The sequence below is a fragment of the Psychrobacillus sp. OK032 genome, from assembly GCF_900111345.1.
Classification (GTDB): Bacteria; Bacillota; Bacilli; order Bacillales_A; family Planococcaceae; genus Psychrobacillus.
Window position 1 is genome coordinate 44,618 of record NZ_FOGY01000009.1, and the last position, 16,412, is coordinate 61,029.

Genomic DNA, 16,412 nt, shown 5'->3' on the forward strand with positions numbered 1-16,412 from the left:
CTGTAATTTCCCAGAAGCGATTTGTGCAAGCATAGCATCAAAACGATGAGCAGTCTGTAATTTCTAGACTTGGTAGATTACTATGTACTTTGTCGAAACGAACTACTACTAGGAAAGCATAAGAGGCTGCCGAAATGAATTCTAGGATAGCCTCTTAAACCTTCTCCGCCTTCTTCTCAAAATACCAATGCAACCTAAAATCACAAATCTCCTTCGTCCACTCATAAATAATCCCATGCACTGAATCTGCCACATCAAGATTCCACTTCATACATTTTCGTCAAAGCTTCAAAAGTGGCCTTTTCAAAATACATTGCGTGCACTCATTTCACGCAGAACAAGTTGAGTATAGGCAAAAAAATATCTTTCGAAAAGTCATAAATATAGTTAATCGAACCGGTGTCAGACTCAAATGTTCCCTAATTTTGTGCAGGTTGAATAAATTGTTGGACAAATATAAATAACTGTTGTATACTTAGGACAATAATTAAATTGCTTAACAGAAACAATGAATTCACATATTACAAAAAGTAATCGTGAGTCTTCGGTAGCTTTTTGTAATATGTGAATTTTTTATTCACCAAAATGGAGGTTTTTTACATGACACAAGGTACAGTAAAATGGTTTAACGCAGAAAAAGGTTTTGGATTTATCGAAGTTGAAGGCGGAAACGACGTATTCGCTCACTTCTCAGCTATTCAAGGCGACGGTTTCAAATCACTTGACGAAGGTCAAAAAGTTGAATTTGATATCGAAGACGGTCAACGTGGACCACAAGCAGTAAACATCGTAAAACTTTAATTCTTCGGAATCAAGTAAGGAAGAGACACTCTTAATGGGTGTCTTTTTTTTGTCTTTATTTTAAATATGTCCGGATAAAAATATTTATAACCGTTTATAAGAAGTGATAACATAAGGATATAAAGATCTATCAGATAGGAATGAACCAAGATGAGTAATACACATATATTCTCAAAGCGTGAAGAGATTGCGAATGCAATCATTCACGGAATTGGAGCTCTTTTAAGTATTGCGGCTCTTGTCATTTTGATTGTGTCTTCTGTGACACGAGGAACGGCGTGGCATGTGGTGAGTTTTACTTTGTTTGGAGTGACGATGGTGCTATTATATGCATCATCCACACTCGTTCATGGGTTTCCGGCGGGTCGAGCGAAAGATGTTTTTGAGATAATGGACCACTCGGCCATTTACTTTTTCATTGCAGGGACGTATACTCCTTTTTTATTCCTTGCTGTAAAAGGAACACTTGGCTGGACGTTGTTTGGTATTGTGTGGGGGCTTGCGATAGCAGGTACGGTGTTTAAAGCATATTTTGTGAAGCGCTTTTTGCATACGTCGACTTTATTGTATGTTGTGATGGGCTGGTTGATGGTATTTGCATGGAAACCACTAGTAGCAAACGTTTCGAATCAAGGTCTTATTTATCTAGCTGTAGGTGGCGTGCTCTATACAGCAGGTGCAGTTTTTTATGTATGGCGCGGGTTTACGTATCATCATGCGGTCTGGCATATTTTTGTACTTGCAGCATCCATCTTGCATTTCTTTGCAGTGATGACTTTATTGGCGTAAAATTACTAATATATTTATTGTGAGGAAGGAGCTTTATTGAAATGATAAAAACAACTGTATTTGAACAATTAAAACGTGCGATGAAAGAGAAGGATGTATTAGCAAAAGGCGTACTTACACTTTTAAAATCGGCACTGGATAGCGCAGAAAAAGAAAAAGGTTCAAGCCTTTCACCGGAAGAGGAAATTGCTATTGTGAATCGCGAAGTGAAACAAACAAACCAAGCGTTAGAAGGAGCTCAAAAAGCAAATCGAGAAGACTTAATCGAAAAAGAAGAAGCAAAACTAGTATTATTAAAAAGCTTCTTACCAAAACAATTAAGCGAAGAAGAAATTGCAACGATATTAACAGAGGCTGGAATTGTAAAAGGTATGAATATGGGCGATGCGATGAAAATTGCAAAACCATTACTAACTGGAAAAGCAGACGGATCCACTATGTCCAAAGTCGTGAAAAATTTAATCTAAAAAGAGAGTGCCTAGCGCGAGGGCACTGAAAAAATTACGTTTTAAGACAATCAAAAATAGGCAACTTCTTGTTCGATTTTGAACAGGAAAGTTGCCTTTTTTTTGATCTTTTCTATCCTTTTTCTTTGGCTCTGTTAAAGGAAAAGGTTGATTAATAGTTAATGATTGTGGAGTAGGTTTCCCTATATAATTTTGCATTTATTTTTGCTTAAAACAAAAATAGTCAATAAAAATGTTGTTCAAATTAATAAAATTTTATTGTAAATCGATAAAATATATATTAAAATAAAAATAAGAATAAATAAGTGAGGTGCTTTTTATGGAAAAAGTAACAACGTTGTTTTTAAAAATAGCTGTTATTCTTTTAGGAATCCCAGTTCTTGCTCTGTGCATCTTTTTGGTGCCTGAGATGGCGAATCTTGCAGCAAAATTGCTTCCAGAGTTTGCTTTAATAAAATATCTCGTTTTCATCGCTTTTGATGCATCGGCGATACCTTTTTACTTTGCTTTGTATCAGGCTTTCAAACTCTTACGCTATATTGACAAAAATAAAGCTTTCTCCGATTTATCTGTAAAAGCTTTAAAGAAAATCAAATACTGTGCCATCACAATCAGTATTTTGCATGTGCTAGTTTGGCCGCTCTTCTATATCTTTGCGGAAGTAGACGACGCACCAGGAGTTATCTTTGTCGGATTGGTTGTTCCTTTTGCTTCGATGGTTATCGCAGTCTTTGCGGCTGTTCTCCAAAAACTTTTACAAGAAGCAATTAATATCAAATCAGAAAATGATTTAACGGTCTGAGGTGAATAACAATGGCAATTATAATCAATATTGATGTGATGTTAGCAAAAAGGAAAATGAGCGTAACAGAACTTTCTAAGAGGGTTGGAATAACAATGGCGAACCTTTCTATATTGAAAAATGGAAAGGCAAAAGCGATTCGATTATCCACTTTAGAGGCAATTTGTAAGGCTTTAGAATGTCAGCCTGGAGATATTTTAGAATACAAAAGTGACGAGGACAGTTAAACATTGTGGAGGAAACTTAATATAACAATTATTAGGGGAGGTATAACTATGGAAATTAACAATTCGATTATTCGAAATATTGCTAACCCTCATGAGCTGGAGAGAATGTATAGAAAAGACCCGAAAGCTTTTAAAAGGTCATTCCCACACGCATGGGAACAAAACCCTGATTCTCAGGTTCTTGGTGTTTGGTATGAAAGATTGCATTTCAAGGAGACGGCAAATACAGAAAAATCTTCCTTGCTTCAAAAAGGTTTCTTATTCATGGGAATTTTAGCCATTCTGGCCGGGATAAGCACCAGGATCATTTTCCATTTTGTCGAACAGGAAGCAATTGCTCCAATTAACCTGGCTTTTGGTATAATTCCCTTTATTGCTGCCTATTTTGTTTACAATAATACTCCGAAAAAAAGTGTTATTTATTCCCTTGCAGCATTGTTCCTAATTTCAGGGATTTATCTTAATATGCTGCCGTTAAATTATAAAGACAGTATTATCCTTGTTTATTTACACCTTCCCATATTCTTATGGGTATTGGTAGGACTTGCATTTACAGGAAATGAATATTCAAAAGGCAGTACAAGATTAGCCTTTATTAAATTTAATTTGGAATATTGTATTCTCTACGCCAGCATGGCAGTTAGCGGAATGGTACTAGCGGCATTAACCATGCAGTTATTTAGCTTTGTTGGCCTGGATATAGAAGAATTCTATTTTAGTAATGTCGTTTTATTTGGTGCTGCGGCTCTCGCTATTGTGGCTGCATACCTGGTATCAATGAATCTTAAACTTGCTAAGAATATTACACCATATATAGCTAAAATTTTTAGTCCTCTTGTCCTGGTCACATTGTTGGTCTATCTTATAACGGTTATATGGGTCGGAAAAAATCCATTCTTGGACCGCAATTTCCTGATAGCCTTCAACGGAATACTCCTTGGTGTATTGGCCGTTACCATATTTTCCATTACCGAGAGCGACTCAGACGAGAAAAAGAACATTTCAGATTATATAAATTTTGCCTTAATTATTCTTGCTCTTATCATTGACAGTGTGGCCTTGTCCGCCATCGTGTTCAGACTTTCTTCTTATGGGATTACGCCTAATAGACTTGCTGTTTTAGGAGTAAACATACTTATCTGGGCAAATCTAATTTGGATTATGCTCTCCTATATGCGATTTCTACAAAACAAATCCGGACCTTCAACTATCCAAGATGCCGTTACTAAGTATTTGCCGGTCTACGGACTATGGGCAGCTTTCGTTACATTTACTTTTCCTATAATTTTTAATTAGAAAGGCTCTGTTATTGTAACGAAAAGCTAATCTTCTATAACGTATAAATTCTTAGAGCCGATATTATGCAGCTTTTTATACAGAGTTGCATAGTCTTGGCTTATTTTCATTACTAAAATTAAAAAGAGGGTATTCAAACTAGAAGACATATTATATTGTTGCAACTAGATTCTTTAAAATATGTCCAGTTTCATGTGCCAAAAGAAAAAGGATTTCATGAAACGTATTTGATAAGCTAAACTTGCAGGTTTTAATTTTGAGTTTGATTTAGATTAAATGTGAAAAGATGTACTTACACTAAAGAGGGCGTTAGTTGAAGAATAATTAAGTAATATTATGAGTGAGGTCAGACTTTAGTTATTCAATTAAAAGGCACGATTGTTGAATAAGCTTCACGTTTCTTGTTCAACTAACGGGTGCTTTAGCAAAAAGGGTTGTTAGTAGACAGCCTTTATTCTTATTCAACCAAAGAAGCAGTTTAGTTTAATAAACATTCTTTTTAATTTTTAGCTCTGTTTAACTTGATCGTTGTTTTATCAAATTAAGAAGCGTATTCATACTAAAATTTGAATACACTACTTCTCCCTATAGGTAATCATACGAGGTGTATCATATAATTAAGCAACTATTTGTTCTCGTATATAAAATCAATCTCTTCAATTCTTAATGCATCCCCATTGGTACCTAATAATATTTGCCCTCAAAATTTTAATGTCCTTTAAAAGTAGACTTTAAGGGTACCATGAAAGTTTGGTATCACTGTCTAATGGTTGGTTTTTAATCTCAGCACTCAAGGCATTGAACCATTTGCTTAAAATTTCTTCTTTTGCTAAATTTGCATTGTCATCGTCTTCCCAAATTACATGAGAAAACCAAGCACCAGTTGCCCATTCAAATTGTAGCTCAGCAAATGCAATCTTAGGGTGTTCAACTTGTGTAAAGTTACCATTTACTGCAGAAGCGACAGTAGATGCTTGAGGTAGTAATTCATTTTGAATCTTCTCTTCTATAATAGGATTTTCAAGTTGATTCCACATAACTAGCAAGCCATCTACTTGATAAAAAATATCGAAAGAAGGTTGTTCCCCCATATCTACCAAGACAAAGGCACGTTCTACTGTGTTGTTAGTCGCCTTAACCGCATTTACGATAATATTCTGTGCAATTTCCACCCAGAAATTCATTCCTTCTTCTTCAGGTGACTCTAAATATAACTCAGACTCAAGTTCAGAAATAGCAGCTTCTCCATTATTAACATCTTCTACTTTCTTAAAAAAACGTTTAAAGAACCCCATTAAATGCACATCCCCCAATTCTATTAATAAAAAGAAAAACAATTTTATTTAGATGTTCGTAAGCAATACACCTCAATGTTATTATTCTAAAAGTTTTACCATAAACCTTGTTAGGCTATCATTTCTATTTATGGAATTGTAACGTATGTTTCATTCGTTGTATACAAACTTTTCATGGCAAATATACGAACTTTGTGAAGTATTGGCTTAAAGTAAAGGGTGCTTTAGTTAAACATGACCATCTTTGCGATGTTCTATTTTTTATTTAAAACATCAAGTAGATCTCAGATATCCATTGTGGAATGTTACACGTTAAACTAACGCGGCAGGTTAGTTCAACAAGAAAATTTTTTATAAAAGTAAGTTAATTATTGTGATAAAATAATTATTCAAAACTTTATTTAGCTTTTCAAGCCCCAAATTGCAGGATAGTTAAGATAAGGAGGAGTTTGTCATAAGAGTAAATCCGATAGAATTTCATATTCGTAATTTTAGTTATATTATAAGGTCAGCAAAAGAGAACGATGCCAAAAACTTGTCTGAAGTACGTTTGCAGATAGATGGCGAAACAGAAAATATGGATAGGGAAAAAGGCGAAGCGTACATACATGAAGCAGGTTTTAAACAACTAATCAAAGAAGAAACCGAAAGTCCTCATAATCTATTTTTAGTTTGCGAAGCAAACGGTAAGATCGTTGGCTTCTCAAGGTGTGAAGGAAATCAGTTGAAAAGAATGTCTCATAAAGTTGAGTTTGGTGTTTGTATACTTAAGGATTACTGGGGATATGGCATTGGAACAAACTTGTTAAAAGAAACTATCAGATGGGCTGATACAAATCAAATCAAGAAAATTACTTTGAATGTACTTCAAACCAATGAAAAGGCTATAATGCTCTATAAAAAGTATGGTTTTGAAGAAGAAGGAGTATTAAAGAAGGATAAGCTGTTATCAGATGGAAATTATTATAATACCGTAATAATGGGAAGATTTAAAGAATAATTCTAATGAGTTCTCATTCTTCAACTAACTGGTAGCTATAGCAGAACAAGACTATCATTTCGATGGTCTATTTATTTATCCGAAACATCAAGTAGATCTCAGAAATCTATTGTGAAATGTTACACTATCTGAAGACGCAGTTTAGTTGAATAACAAATTAATTTAGATATTTTAAGGAGTTTGCAAAGTGAAGAAATTTGGAACAGTTTTATTAATATTTCTTATTATTGTTGGAATTATTTTTAGTTATATCCAATATAAAAAATCAACCGTTGAAGAAAGTGTAATTAACTATCTAATTACAGAAAAGAATATTCCAAACGATGACATTATTTCGAGCGAACCATTTATTGCAAATTTACAGGGTGATAAGAATTGGATGGTCAGTGTTAAATTGAAAGATGATGAGAAAACATACTTTTATTACAAAAATAAAGGTGAAGTTGTCTTGGAATCTTATATAGAAAACGGAGTAGAATACGTTCAGTAATTTATGACCCTTTTTTGTTGGTCTTATTAAACTAAAGGGGTAGGATTGTTGAAGAAGGATATTTTCTGTCTTAAGCGAAATAGAATTTTAACCAAACTTTACACGAATATAGGTATTGAAAATAACGGAAACATGGGAGGTACGAGATATGAAGATCAATAGAATAGATCATGTGAGTATAAACGTAAATGATCTTTCAGAGGCTAAAGCGTTTTTTCTTGATTTAGGACTTGAAGTGCAAGCGGAATGGGAATTGGATGGAGAACAGTTAGACAGAATAGTTGGGCTTAATGATGTTAAAACGGCATGTGTAGGATTGGGGATGCCAGATGGTCAGGCATGGATAGAGCTAGTCAAATTTTATACTCCGTCAGATGAAAAAGATATTCAGCAACCTTTTGCAAATACGTTGGGGATCCGACATATTTGCTTTGCTGTTGAAGATATTGAAGCTATTGTTGCGAAGTTGAAAAAGAAGGGCACGGAAATCTTTAGTGAGATACAGCAGTATGAAGAGAGTTATAAGTTATGTTATGTTCGTGGTCCAGAGGGAATTATTTTAGAGTTGGCGGAGAAAATCAGATAAATATTGAATGGGACTTTAAATGATTTAAATTTCCAACTTTAAAGATTTCTTCTTAAACTATCGGGTGCTTTAGTTAAGCAAGTGGCTGCCTGTAAGGGTAGTTTTTTCTTGTTGAACTAAAGGTACAGGTTAGTTGAAGAGGAACATCCGATAAAATAAACAATAAATTACACTAATAAAGGTATTGTAATAATTGCTGTATTACCCTACTAATATAAGAGGTGTTTTTTTGTTTCTAGTTCCTATTATAATCACAATACTTTTCATAATGGTCCAAGCGGAGATAAGTAAAAAGGGATTTATTAAGAGTGGTTTTATAATTGGAATAAGTATAACAACGAAAAGAAGGTGTAGTGGTTGATAAAAACAGTATTTGCAGGTTTAATAACATTTATTGGTGTAAGCAGTTTACTTTTATTGATTGGATATTTGTTTCATTTTAAATTGTTCATGTTTAGTTTTTACGAGGAAACTTCAACAGGGTTCGAAGCTGGAGGTTCAGTAATTCCTTTTATTATCGCAATAATTTGTAGTTATTTTATCGGTAATTACTATCAAAAAAGACAACATAGTTGTTAAGCTAATGGGGTGATTTGGTAAAAAAAGACAGGTAAAAACGAGCTTGGAAATGCTTCTCCAAGCTCATTTTTCTATCCAAAATTGATCATTAACTTTATCTTAGCCTTTTCTTTTGACAATGTGAGTATTTGCTTGAGATTGACCGCAAACATCGCTATGGACTTGGCGCTTCTGTCATTGTGTAGCAAAGAAACATTCATGTTTGTTTGCTATACGGGGCAATCAAATGCTATTTTCCCATCTCGACTACATACATCTTCGTTAAAGCCTCATAGCGCTCCGCATCAAAATCCTTCTGCCCACGCATAAATTTTTCTTTTAGATTAAAATAACATATCTCGAAGTATTCCTCGTTATGATGATGAACGAATGGATGTGTTACCTTCTCAAAAGGTCCATTTGCAAAATAACGTTCCATTTTATCTACCGTGCGAATATTAATATCACGTGCACGCATTTCACGCAGAACAAGCTGTGTATAGGCAAATAAATCATCTTTTGGGTAGTCATAAATATAGTTAATGAGAATATGACGATCTTCTTTCGCAAAAATACTATTTAACTCACGCCATTGTGCTAACAGCTGTGATTTCGGCAAGGTGCTGAGTAAACTTTGGTGCCATAAACGCAAAAAAATCATCTCCTGTTCAACCAATTGTACAGTAATGATAACAAAATAAATTCATTTTTTTTCTTAAAAGCATTCATTCTTGATTTAAATCAATGATTCTCCCTCGGAGGCCGAGACCGATATCATAAATAAAGAAGCGATTCTAAGAATATGAAAATTCTTGGAATCGCTTTTCTTATACGTAGTGAAAATCTCACTTTCACGCTTCAGTAACAAACACTAACACCAAACGATAATTTTATAGGGGGTGGTTTGAGCGGGGATACTTCTGGTGGTAGGTCCATAGCTAACAATTAAATTCCGATTTGCAGGGTTTCTTGTAAAGGCTTGCCCATTTGTTAATAATATTGGTGTCGATGGTGAAATATTTAATCTTAATTGACCATCACTACTCTCTAACTGGCTATTAAAATAATCCACTTTTACATTTTGATAGGCACTATCTTTTACCATAACAAGTGCCCGATATTGTGGTGGGTAAATAAAAGGAACAGGTGTATTTGCATCATAATATCCAGTTACCCAATCTCCTACTGCTACCATAGCATGGTCTACAAAATAAGTAGTAGGGGATACCACAAAATTTACTAAATCTCCGTTGCTGTTAGTTACAGACATTAATGTATAACAACCTTCTCCTTCTCCATTCTGTTCAATCGCAAAATCACTAATCATGGTGACGACACCATGAAAAGGTTGAAAATTTACCATTCAACTATCTTCCTTTCAATTTCAATAGATAGAACCAGAAGCTGTTTCCATTTCTATTAATTTATGTGAAAGGACCTGTTATGGTGTACATTTTTGCATGCGGTTTCAAGTCCATTTACATAGGTACAAAAAAATGAATCTCTTTATGATGAAAAAAATACTAGTTACATACGTATAGAAACTAATGGCAAGATCGGAACAATAAATAAATCCCTGTGTAGCATACTATCACGGAATAGTGTGTAGCATAGGGAATTTTATATGGCAGATTGTTGGAAGAGTACGGCTAACTTCTGTAGTATTAAATATAGATAACACATTGTCCTTCTTAGGAAGGGCTAAAAAAGGAGTTAATACAAATGAAGCAAAAATACGAAAAGATTTTTCAAGAATTTACGTTTCCATCAGGAGTAGAAGTAAAAAATCGAATTATGGTCGCGCCTATGACTAACTATTCCTCTGAAGAAAATGGAGAGGTTTCGCAAAGTGAGCTAGCTTATTATAAAGAGCGTACCGGTGGAGTCGGAACATTCATTACTGCCTGTGCGTATGTGAGTAAAGACGGTAAAGGATTTCCGGGGCAATTCGGTATTGATGATGATAAATTCCTTCCAGGATTGAAAAAAATAGCGCAAACTATCCAGTCGAATGGGACAAAAGCGATTATACAAATTTATCATGGTGGCAGACAGTCGCCACCACGATTACTGCCAGATCAACAACCAGTTTCAGCGAGTGCAATTGCTACGGAACATGAAGGCGCAACAGTTCCGAGAGAGATGACAGAAGATGAAATAAATAATACAATCCAAGCTTTTGGTGACGCTACTAGAAGAGCTATAGAAGCAGGTTTTGATGGAGTAGAAATCCACGGCGCGAACACCTATTTATTACAGCAATTTTTCTCTCCACATTCAAATAGAAGAGAAGATCTATGGGGTGGATCTCTTGAGAATCGTATGAAGTTTCCTTTAGCTATCGTAGATTCTGTCAAAAAAGCCGTAAAGGAATACGCAAAGAATCCATTTATCGTTGGCTATCGAATATCACCGGAAGAAGGAAGTAATCCAGGGATTCAGTTGGAAGACACTTTTCAATTTGTCGATAAGCTAGCAGATCAAGGATTAGACTATTTACATGTGTCTGTAAATCATTTCTGGAATGGCTCCTTCCGTGAAAAAGATAAAACACAGTCAAGAATTATTAAAATACATGAAAAAATAGGAGATCGTGTTCCGGTAATTGGAGTAGGTTCATTGCATACACCAGATGAAGTGGTAGAAGCACTTGAAACAGGTGTCCCACTCATTGCTTTAGGTCGCGAACTACTAATGGAGCCGAAGTGGATGGAGAAAGTCCAAGCAGGTGAGGAAGACCAAATACGTAAAACTCTTTCTAGACATGCCCAGGAAGAATTAGTTATTCCAGATCCATTATGGGACAGGCTGATGAATGTAAAAGGCTGGTTACCTGTAGAAGATTAAAAGCGCATGGCTGAATTATCGGAAGGATTCGAAGAAAGAGGCTAAAACCTATGGAGTGTAGAGTGATTGGTATGTGGGGAGGATTCCCTAAAAAGAATGGTCCTTGTTCGGGATACTTAATTCAGCATGAAGGGTTTTCGTTATTAATCGATTGCGGAAGTGGAGTATTAACGGAATTACAAAACTATATAGATTTAAATGATATTAATCATGTCATACTAACCCATTATCATTATGATCATTTTAGCGATATTGGAGCGTATTTATTTTCTAGACTAGTGAATACACATTTAGGTAGAGCAGATGAAGAATTATGTGTGTATGGACCAGAGGATGAAGACATGAGAAAGCAGGTGGAGGATGTTGCGTATTCTCGATTTGCTTCATTTAACGAAAAGAGTAAGTTAGAAATCGGACCATTCATCTGTACATTTATGAGAAATATTCATCCAGTTGAAACGTATAGTATAAAAATAGTATGTAGCAATAAAAGTATTGTATTTACATCTGATACTAGCTTCACGCCAGATTTAATTTCATTTGCAGCTAACGCTGATCTTCTTATTACGGAAAGTAGCTTGTATCAAGGAATGGACGGAGCAGCTTCCGGACATATGACGTCCGAGCAGGCAGGTATACTAGCATATCAATCAAATGCAAAAAAGGTGTTATTAACACATCTTCCACACTACGGTGACTTAAACGATTTAATAGTTAGTGCAAAAAAACAAGGCAATGAAAACATAGAATTAGCAGAACCAGGAATGCTGATTGAATTATAAAAGCTGATGGAATGAATGCCCTTTAAGGCATTTGTTCTATCAGTTTTTATATGCATTGAAGGGGAAACAACTAGCTTTGAAAAGGGACTTTACGCCAATTTCTTTCTCAGCTAGTCTTCTTATAATTTTAGGTTTTTAATTTACGATATCGTTAATGGTCATACTTAATTCTTTAATGTAAGTAGATAGTTCATCTCGAAGATCCTCTTGCTGAAGTGCAAATTCAATTGTAGTTTTCACAAACCCAATCTTATCTCCAACATCATATCTTTTTCCTTCAAAATCATATGCGAACACCCGTTGAATTTGGTTTAGTTTCTGTATGGCATCGGTTAACTGAATTTCTCCCCCTGCTCCTACTTCATGCTTATTTAAAAACATAAAGATTTCAGGTGTAAGAATATAGCGTCCCATTATGGCAAGATTGGAAGGAGCTGTTCCTTGAGCTGGCTTTTCAACAAAGTTTAGTACCTGGTAAAGTTTTTCCACTTGTGAACCTGGATCAATTATTCCATATCGGTGTGTTTCTTTACTCGGAACTGTTTGAACCCCGATAACAGATGAATGAGTTTCTTCATATATATCAATTAATTGTTTTAAACAAGGTGTTTCGCTCTGAACGATATCATCACCTAGGAGAACAGCAAATGGGTCATTACCAACAAAATTACGTGCACACCAAATAGCGTGCCCAAGCCCCTTTGGCTCTTTTTGACGAATATAGTGAATTTCTGCAAGGTTTGTAGAGTAACGAACCTTGTCTAATAAGTCCAATTTTCCTGTTTTTAATAGGTTTTGCTCCAATTCAGGGGCAAAATCAAAATGGTCCTCAATGGAGCGTTTTCCTTTTCCTGTAACGATGATAATTTCCTCAATTCCAGACGCTATTGCTTCTTCCACAATATATTGGATGGTAGGCTTATCGACTATCGGTAGCATTTCCTTTGGTTGTGCTTTAGTTGCTGGTAAAAATCTAGTCCCAAATCCAGCTGCAGGAATGATTGCTTTTTTTATCTTCATTACATCCTCCTTCAATCTTAATTACTTTGTATAGTGAGCAGTTGAACAATCGTCTAGTACTTGGACGAACTCTCCCAAAAGTTAGACAATCGTATAGAGCACTTCTTGAAATTTTTAAGCTCTATGCCTAACTCTTAATTTCCAGATTTGATAGATCATAGCCAGAGATGAGTAAACCGTTAAATATGTTAGAACTACCCAGCCTGTTTCTAAATAAGGCTGTACTGCCGTCTGTACCTTTTCACTTGTTAATAAAGCTCGTTGATCAATACAGAAGTAAGTTCCTAGTGCAATCAAAAGGATAATAACTACGATCCCTTCTGTAAGTTTACTTCGTGTATTGCCTCTCTCGGCGTTATACTGGATTGCCCAACCGTCTTTTTTTACAGCGGAGAATTTTCCTAACCATACATTTGCAAAGGTAATTAAATTGACCCATAAATATATTTCAGGGCTAATCAGCAATGCAGCTAAAATGACATCTATTGGTCTATGCATGGGGGTTTTTATTGCTAGTATAGTATTTAATATAGATGCTATAACAACAGGTGTAAGCCATATCCAAGACCAAAAGAATTGGTCTGTTGCAAGAGCTACAACTAGTAGTAACATTAATAATGCGCGTATTGTCAAATTGATAAATGATTTTATTTGGGAACGCCATATTCTTGCGCGGTGTTTTGATTTAACTCCGATATCCCTATTTGTAAGTAATTCAACAGTTCCCGATTGCCATTTATTTCGTTGTTGTCGAAAGGTATGATACGACCTCATCGCGTCCACAAAACAACGGGCAGTAGGACTAATTAGTGTTTTCCATTTCTTCTGGATTTGCCAGGTTAAAAGCATATCCTCTACATCACTTTCATCTTGCCAAGGACCATCTAACTTGTTTTCATCTATAACTTCTTGTAATGCTTCTGGTCTAAATAAGGTCGCTTGGCCGCCAAGAACGTATGTACTTCCTCCGCTATATTGGAGATCTAGTAGCCAGCTTGCCATATCTTGTTTTTGTTGATGTGTCCACCAACGTGAAATTGGACCCCCATACTCACCGGTTGCAATCTTTTCTTCATAATAAACATCATCTTTTGGAATAAGGCTTTTCTTTTTTGGCATCCTCATGGTGTACTTAGCCATTACTCCACCAATATTTCGAGAACTCATGAGTCCATCCCATAATTGAGATAATGCGTCTGGTGCTAGTCGACTATCTGCATCCATCCCAAGTATTGCCTTGATGGAATGTTTGTAATATTCCTCTTGTATGTTTAATTTTTTATCATATAAGTCTAAAGGATCTCCATAAATACTTTTCCAAGCTGAGTTTAACGCTCCGACTTTTCGTTGTTTATTATTTTTTGTCGTAAGAACTCTCAATCTTAGGTTGAATTCAAGTCCTGCTTCTAATGCTATTTCCTCTGTCCGATCTGTACAGTTATCAGCAATCACAATCACATCAAGTTCCACGTCTTTTGGTAAGGTTTGATCCCCTAAACCAGCTAAACAGTCACGGATTGATTTCTCTTCATTATGTGCGGGAATAAAGGCAACAATTCTTGGCTTCATATACGTATTCCTTACTCTTGCTACAGTGCTACCATTGGAAATATTCATCATAGCGGAATCCATCATACTTAACCAATCACTCCTTCATCTTATAAAACAAAAAACGGGCAAGATAAATAAATTGTTATGCTGAATGTAATTATAAGTAAGTACATAACTAAAATATGTGGGATGATAGGCAAGTAGTACTAGTTTTTAGTTGTCCCGTAATTTATTCCTTACTACCAAAATGAAAACTATGTAATTGCTAACTTTAGGCTTTATGAGTCGATATATTTGAAGGAATATATAACTTGGCATATTTCAATTTAATGGTAATGTTATCCTTTTTTATTGTACATAGTATCCATAAAATGATGAATACTATAGAGGAAAGCTAAAAGGAGCGATACTTATGGCGATGTGTCCTTTATGTAATTCATTAAAAGAATTAGAAGTTTCTTGTCCCAATTGTGGTACCCAGTTAGACGACTCAGGTAAGGTATCTGATTTTTTAGATCCATATGGACATTATAATGATGAAGAGACTGTGAAAATGGGTGATGGGTATCCAAATACAGCGAGAGATCAAATTTGTCCTCATTTGATGGTCTGTAATGATTGTGGATATGATGTGGTGAAATTCATACAAGAAGAATAATCATAATATGCTCCACGAAGCATCGGTGTTTACACATGGTGCAACCGAGTTTACAAGAATGTTAAATGGGCCATTTTTCAAGACAGTGACTTTTGGTAGACTAGACAGCCAAACGCTTACGCGAAAGGCTGTATTTTTTGTGGGGAGAGATGCTCGGATCATTAAGTTTTAAAAGAAAATGTTAGAAACAATTATTTTAGGGAAAAGAAAGGGTGAAAAGAACATTAGGAAGGTGAATGTGATGAAAAAAGAGTCAAATCATGAAAAGGATTCCTCCAATCAAAAAGATCTAACTGTTGAACAAGGAAAGCCTAATGAGTTAAGTGAGCAACAGAAAGAAAAACTTCAGGTGAAAGATGGTCAAAATGACCACCATGTGGATGAACGCGGCGGAAATTAAGTTTAGAAAGTTAATATAATGAAATCCGTGACTCCATGTGGGATTTTTAATTTAGATTCTCTTTTTGGGGGGAACAGCGCAATTGAGGCAACAACACCTTAGGTGGTTGTTGCCTCTCTGAATTAAAGCATTTTTGAATTATCGTTTTTTTGTGTGCTTGGATTTTCTACTTTAGGTTTAATATGTTGTTTGGCGATATCAGGATTCATTTGTAACGTTGCAGCATCTAAATTATTATTCATTGCACCTGTTTTTCATTTTTCGCGTTTACATCATGTTTCAAGCTACATTCCCTCCAATTTGATATGACCTATACCTTATTTTGCTCTTTAAAATATACTGTATGTATAGATTTGTCGGAAACATTTTCAAGATAGTACTAAACAGTTTTCTTTCACGTCGTATATGTTGAATGCAACAAAGTTTCTGTATATAATGAATTTAGAAACGTACAATAAAAAGACTGGATACGCGAATATCCAGCCTCACAATTGCAAACCGCAGAAAGAGCGGTTGGTCCGGGTAAGAAGTAACCGTTAAACCTTTAGCTCAGGGGACGGTTATTTCTTTTTTTCAAAGAAAATAATCAATGTCACAACGATTGAAAAAGCCGCTAATAGTACAGCACTAAGCTGTATTAACAAACTGATTGCTTCGTATATGGTCATTGGCATCACCTCCTTGAAAGGAAGTGACCAACCGCCCACCCTGCTATGCAATTGTAAAATGATTATAGCACATAATAGAACGAATGATCTTTTTGAGGTCAGAATTATCAAAAAAAATTATCCAGGTCAGAGGCAATGAAAGGTTGTTTCTGACCTGGATTTTGTTTTGAGTAAT

General features: G+C 35.3%; 20 protein-coding genes. 14 read left to right on the forward strand and 6 right to left on the reverse strand.

Going from position 1 to position 16,412, the window contains the following annotated elements; genetic code table 11:
• Positions 1-600 precede the first annotated feature (600 nt).
• From BMZ04_RS16680 to BMZ04_RS16710, 6 genes are all read left to right on the forward strand, one after another.
• On the forward strand, positions 601-801 hold the full coding sequence (locus tag BMZ04_RS16680; protein ID WP_093273989.1) for a cold-shock protein: 201 nt from the start codon (positions 601-603) through the stop codon (positions 799-801).
• A 150-nt stretch (positions 802-951) separates the two neighbouring features.
• Positions 952-1,590, forward strand: coding sequence for a PAQR family membrane homeostasis protein TrhA (locus BMZ04_RS16685; protein WP_093273994.1), 639 nt, complete (start codon positions 952-954; stop codon positions 1,588-1,590).
• Positions 1,591-1,631: 41 nt separating this feature from the next.
• Complete coding sequence (locus BMZ04_RS16690; RefSeq protein ID WP_093273999.1) at positions 1,632-2,057, forward strand: GatB/YqeY domain-containing protein; 426 nt, start codon at positions 1,632-1,634, stop codon at positions 2,055-2,057.
• A 319-nt stretch (positions 2,058-2,376) separates the two neighbouring features.
• A complete protein-coding gene (locus tag BMZ04_RS16700; RefSeq protein ID WP_093274007.1) occupies positions 2,377-2,859 on the forward strand; it encodes a DUF2975 domain-containing protein in 483 nt (160 codons plus the stop codon).
• A gap of 11 nt (positions 2,860-2,870) precedes the next feature.
• Positions 2,871-3,086, forward strand: a complete 216-nt coding sequence (locus BMZ04_RS16705) for a helix-turn-helix domain-containing protein (RefSeq protein ID WP_093274011.1) — start codon at positions 2,871-2,873, stop codon at positions 3,084-3,086.
• Between the two features lie 48 nt (positions 3,087-3,134).
• Positions 3,135-4,382: a DUF4153 domain-containing protein gene (locus BMZ04_RS16710; protein ID WP_093274015.1), complete on the forward strand. Its 1,248-nt coding sequence runs from the start codon at positions 3,135-3,137 to the stop codon at positions 4,380-4,382.
• A 731-nt stretch (positions 4,383-5,113) separates the two neighbouring features.
• On the opposite strand, the gene BMZ04_RS16715 is transcribed toward BMZ04_RS16710, so the two are convergent.
• Positions 5,114-5,677 carry a hypothetical protein gene (locus BMZ04_RS16715; RefSeq protein ID WP_093274019.1) on the reverse strand — a complete coding sequence of 188 codons (564 nt, stop codon included), beginning with the start codon at positions 5,675-5,677 and terminating at the stop codon, positions 5,114-5,116.
• 454 nt (positions 5,678-6,131) lie between these two features.
• Here BMZ04_RS16715 and BMZ04_RS16720 point away from each other — a divergent pair, with 454 nt between their 5' ends.
• The 4 genes from BMZ04_RS16720 to BMZ04_RS16735 all read left to right on the forward strand — a co-directional run bounded on the left by BMZ04_RS16720 (position 6,132) and on the right by BMZ04_RS16735 (position 8,332).
• Positions 6,132-6,677, forward strand: coding sequence for a GNAT family N-acetyltransferase (locus BMZ04_RS16720; protein ID WP_093274023.1), 546 nt, complete (start codon positions 6,132-6,134; stop codon positions 6,675-6,677).
• Positions 6,678-6,864: 187 nt separating this feature from the next.
• Positions 6,865-7,167, forward strand: a complete 303-nt coding sequence (locus tag BMZ04_RS16725; RefSeq protein ID WP_093274028.1) for a DUF3139 domain-containing protein — start codon at positions 6,865-6,867, stop codon at positions 7,165-7,167.
• A 148-nt stretch (positions 7,168-7,315) separates the two neighbouring features.
• Positions 7,316-7,753 carry a VOC family protein gene (locus BMZ04_RS16730; RefSeq protein ID WP_093274033.1) on the forward strand — a complete coding sequence of 146 codons (438 nt, stop codon included), beginning with the start codon at positions 7,316-7,318 and terminating at the stop codon, positions 7,751-7,753.
• Positions 7,754-8,110: 357 nt separating this feature from the next.
• Positions 8,111-8,332 (forward strand): hypothetical protein, encoded by a 222-nt coding sequence (locus tag BMZ04_RS16735; RefSeq protein WP_093274036.1) that lies wholly within the window; start codon positions 8,111-8,113, stop codon positions 8,330-8,332.
• Positions 8,333-8,561: 229 nt separating this feature from the next.
• On the opposite strand, the gene BMZ04_RS16740 is transcribed toward BMZ04_RS16735, so the two are convergent.
• Both BMZ04_RS16740 and BMZ04_RS16745 read right to left on the reverse strand, forming a co-directional pair.
• On the reverse strand, positions 8,562-8,972 hold the full coding sequence (locus BMZ04_RS16740; protein WP_369802688.1) for a pyrimidine dimer DNA glycosylase/endonuclease V: 411 nt from the start codon (positions 8,970-8,972) through the stop codon (positions 8,562-8,564).
• A gap of 210 nt (positions 8,973-9,182) precedes the next feature.
• Positions 9,183-9,674, reverse strand: coding sequence for a hypothetical protein (locus tag BMZ04_RS16745; protein WP_093274044.1), 492 nt, complete (start codon positions 9,672-9,674; stop codon positions 9,183-9,185).
• 359 nt (positions 9,675-10,033) lie between these two features.
• Between BMZ04_RS16745 and BMZ04_RS16750 the strand changes: the two genes are divergently transcribed.
• A complete protein-coding gene (locus tag BMZ04_RS16750) occupies positions 10,034-11,158 on the forward strand; it encodes an NADH-dependent flavin oxidoreductase (protein ID WP_093274049.1) in 1,125 nt (374 codons plus the stop codon).
• A gap of 50 nt (positions 11,159-11,208) precedes the next feature.
• A complete protein-coding gene (locus tag BMZ04_RS16755) occupies positions 11,209-11,940 on the forward strand; it encodes an MBL fold metallo-hydrolase (protein WP_093274052.1) in 732 nt (243 codons plus the stop codon).
• Positions 11,941-12,075: 135 nt separating this feature from the next.
• On the opposite strand, the gene galU is transcribed toward BMZ04_RS16755, so the two are convergent.
• Positions 12,076-12,960 carry a UTP--glucose-1-phosphate uridylyltransferase GalU gene (galU, locus tag BMZ04_RS16760; RefSeq protein ID WP_093274056.1) on the reverse strand — a complete coding sequence of 295 codons (885 nt, stop codon included), beginning with the start codon at positions 12,958-12,960 and terminating at the stop codon, positions 12,076-12,078.
• 114 nt (positions 12,961-13,074) lie between these two features.
• Positions 13,075-14,595 carry a glycosyltransferase family 2 protein gene (locus BMZ04_RS16765; protein ID WP_369802685.1) on the reverse strand — a complete coding sequence of 507 codons (1,521 nt, stop codon included), beginning with the start codon at positions 14,593-14,595 and terminating at the stop codon, positions 13,075-13,077.
• A 328-nt stretch (positions 14,596-14,923) separates the two neighbouring features.
• Between BMZ04_RS16765 and BMZ04_RS16770 the strand changes: the two genes are divergently transcribed.
• Together BMZ04_RS16770 and BMZ04_RS22480 are read left to right on the forward strand one after the other, a co-directional pair.
• Positions 14,924-15,169, forward strand: coding sequence for a hypothetical protein (locus tag BMZ04_RS16770; RefSeq protein WP_093274058.1), 246 nt, complete (start codon positions 14,924-14,926; stop codon positions 15,167-15,169).
• Between the two features lie 241 nt (positions 15,170-15,410).
• Positions 15,411-15,569 carry a hypothetical protein gene (locus tag BMZ04_RS22480; RefSeq protein ID WP_177184486.1) on the forward strand — a complete coding sequence of 53 codons (159 nt, stop codon included), beginning with the start codon at positions 15,411-15,413 and terminating at the stop codon, positions 15,567-15,569.
• A gap of 560 nt (positions 15,570-16,129) precedes the next feature.
• Here the strand turns inward: BMZ04_RS22480 and BMZ04_RS22930 are convergent.
• The gene (locus tag BMZ04_RS22930) at positions 16,130-16,237 is read right to left on the reverse strand and encodes a putative holin-like toxin (RefSeq protein ID WP_255367985.1); all 108 of its coding nucleotides are present in this window, start codon (positions 16,235-16,237) and stop codon (positions 16,130-16,132) included.
• Between the last annotated feature and the right edge of the window lie 175 nt (positions 16,238-16,412).

Bases quoted from the DNA above. Each gene is read 5' to 3' on its own strand.
- BMZ04_RS16680 (WP_093273989.1), top strand. From the start codon at position 601: ATGACACAAGGTACAGTAAAATGGTTTAACGCAGAAAAAGGTTTTGGA.
- BMZ04_RS16685 (WP_093273994.1), top strand. From the start codon at position 952: ATGAGTAATACACATATATTCTCAAAGCGTGAAGAGATTGCGAATGCA.
- BMZ04_RS16690 (WP_093273999.1), top strand. From the start codon at position 1,632: ATGATAAAAACAACTGTATTTGAACAATTAAAACGTGCGATGAAAGAG.
- BMZ04_RS16700 (WP_093274007.1), top strand. From the start codon at position 2,377: ATGGAAAAAGTAACAACGTTGTTTTTAAAAATAGCTGTTATTCTTTTA.
- BMZ04_RS16705 (WP_093274011.1), top strand. From the start codon at position 2,871: ATGGCAATTATAATCAATATTGATGTGATGTTAGCAAAAAGGAAAATG.
- BMZ04_RS16710 (WP_093274015.1), top strand. From the start codon at position 3,135: ATGGAAATTAACAATTCGATTATTCGAAATATTGCTAACCCTCATGAG.
- BMZ04_RS16715 (WP_093274019.1), bottom strand. From the start codon at position 5,677: ATGGGGTTCTTTAAACGTTTTTTTAAGAAAGTAGAAGATGTTAATAAT.
- BMZ04_RS16730 (WP_093274033.1), top strand. From the start codon at position 7,316: ATGAAGATCAATAGAATAGATCATGTGAGTATAAACGTAAATGATCTT.
- BMZ04_RS16740 (WP_369802688.1), bottom strand. From the start codon at position 8,972: ATGATTTTTTTGCGTTTATGGCACCAAAGTTTACTCAGCACCTTGCCG.
- BMZ04_RS16745 (WP_093274044.1), bottom strand. From the start codon at position 9,674: ATGGTAAATTTTCAACCTTTTCATGGTGTCGTCACCATGATTAGTGAT.
- BMZ04_RS16750 (WP_093274049.1), top strand. From the start codon at position 10,034: ATGAAGCAAAAATACGAAAAGATTTTTCAAGAATTTACGTTTCCATCA.
- BMZ04_RS16755 (WP_093274052.1), top strand. From the start codon at position 11,209: ATGGAGTGTAGAGTGATTGGTATGTGGGGAGGATTCCCTAAAAAGAAT.
- galU (WP_093274056.1), bottom strand. From the start codon at position 12,960: ATGAAGATAAAAAAAGCAATCATTCCTGCAGCTGGATTTGGGACTAGA.
- BMZ04_RS16765 (WP_369802685.1), bottom strand. From the start codon at position 14,595: ATGATGGATTCCGCTATGATGAATATTTCCAATGGTAGCACTGTAGCA.
- BMZ04_RS16770 (WP_093274058.1), top strand. From the start codon at position 14,924: ATGGCGATGTGTCCTTTATGTAATTCATTAAAAGAATTAGAAGTTTCT.
- BMZ04_RS22480 (WP_177184486.1), top strand. From the start codon at position 15,411: ATGAAAAAAGAGTCAAATCATGAAAAGGATTCCTCCAATCAAAAAGAT.
- BMZ04_RS22930 (WP_255367985.1), bottom strand. From the start codon at position 16,237: ATGACCATATACGAAGCAATCAGTTTGTTAATACAGCTTAGTGCTGTA.